The sequence below is a fragment of the Isoptericola sp. NPDC060257 genome, from assembly GCF_042726645.1.
Lineage (GTDB): Bacteria > Actinomycetota > Actinomycetes > Actinomycetales > Cellulomonadaceae > Isoptericola > Isoptericola nanjingensis.
Window position 1 is genome coordinate 1 of sequence record NZ_JBHXAW010000503.1, and the last position, 1322, is coordinate 1322.

Genomic DNA, 1322 nt, shown 5'->3' on the forward strand with positions numbered 1-1322 from the left:
CTCCCGTGGGCTCGGAGAAGTGCATCAGACACAGGCACGGCGGAGCGGCCCGGGGCGCCCGGGCACCGTGATCACTTCGTGATCACCGAACCGTCGACATCTATTTATCCAAGGGTTAGTTTTACCAACGTTGTAATCGAAGGGCCGGTCGACGACGACCGGCCCACCGCAGAGAGGCGGAGACGATGAACGCAAGGACGCGATGGAGCAGGGGCGTCGTCGGGGTGGCGCTCGCCGCGCTGGGCATGTCGGCGCTGGCGGCGTGCGGCTCGGGCGAGGACTCGGGCAGTGGCGGGGTCACGACGCTGACGATGACGGTGTGGGGCGGTGACGTCGACAAGACGTCGTACCAGGAGCGCGTCGACATGCTCGAGAAGGCGCACCCCGACATCAAGGTCAAGCTCCAGCTCATCCCGAGCGACCAGTACGAGCAGAAGGTGCAGACGATGATCGCGGGCGGCAACGGCCCGGACATCATGCAGGTCGCCGAGGGCGTCAACGTCTACTCGTCCAAGAACCAGATCCTGCCGCTGGACGAGTACGTGTCAAAGTCCGGCATGGACCTCGACGAGCGCTTCGGGCCCACCGGCTCCCTGTACTCCTACCAGGACAAGGTCTATGCGATCCCGGACCGCTCCGGCGCGATGATCGTCTACTACAACAAGGACCTCTTCGACGCCGCCGGCGTGGACTACCCCACGGCGGACTGGACGCAGGAGGACGCCCAGACGGCGATGGAGAAGCTCACCGTGCCGGGCAAGCAGTGGGGCTACGGCGGCGCCGGCTGGTGGGCGCAGTGGTGGAGCTTCGCCTACCAGAACGGCGGCCAGATCATCGACGACTCGGGCGCCCCGACGGTGAACACCCCTGAGGTCGTCGACGCGCTGCAGTGGGCGAACGACCTCACCTTCAAGGAGCACGTCGTCCCGACCGCGGCCGAGTACGCCGACATGGGACCCGACATGGGGGGCGACCCGGCGTTCGCCGCGCAGAAGGTCGCGATGAACACGACCGGGTTCTGGGCCATCGGCGGCCTCCTCGAGTCGGACTTCGACTGGGACATCGCCCCGATGTGGCAGGGCGACGAGCAGGCCGTGTCGGCCTTCGGCTCCGGCCTGGCGATCTCGCGCGACTCCGAGCACGCGGACAAGGCGTTCGAGGCGATCGACTACCTCACCGACGCCGAGGCGCAGCAGGTCATCATCGACAACGCGCAGGACGTGCCCGCCAACGTCCAGGTGCAGCAGTCGGACGCGTTCCTCACGCCGGAGTGGGCCACCAAGGACATCAACATGGGCGCCTTCGCGGAGTCGTCCGACTTC

1 protein-coding gene is annotated in these 1322 nt (G+C 67.1%); it reads left to right on the forward strand.

What is annotated here, in order from left to right:
• Window positions 1–185 precede the first annotated feature (185 nt).
• A partial coding sequence (locus ACFWEK_RS21695; RefSeq protein WP_430555389.1) for an ABC transporter substrate-binding protein occupies window positions 186–1322 on the forward strand: 1137 nt, incomplete at its 3' end.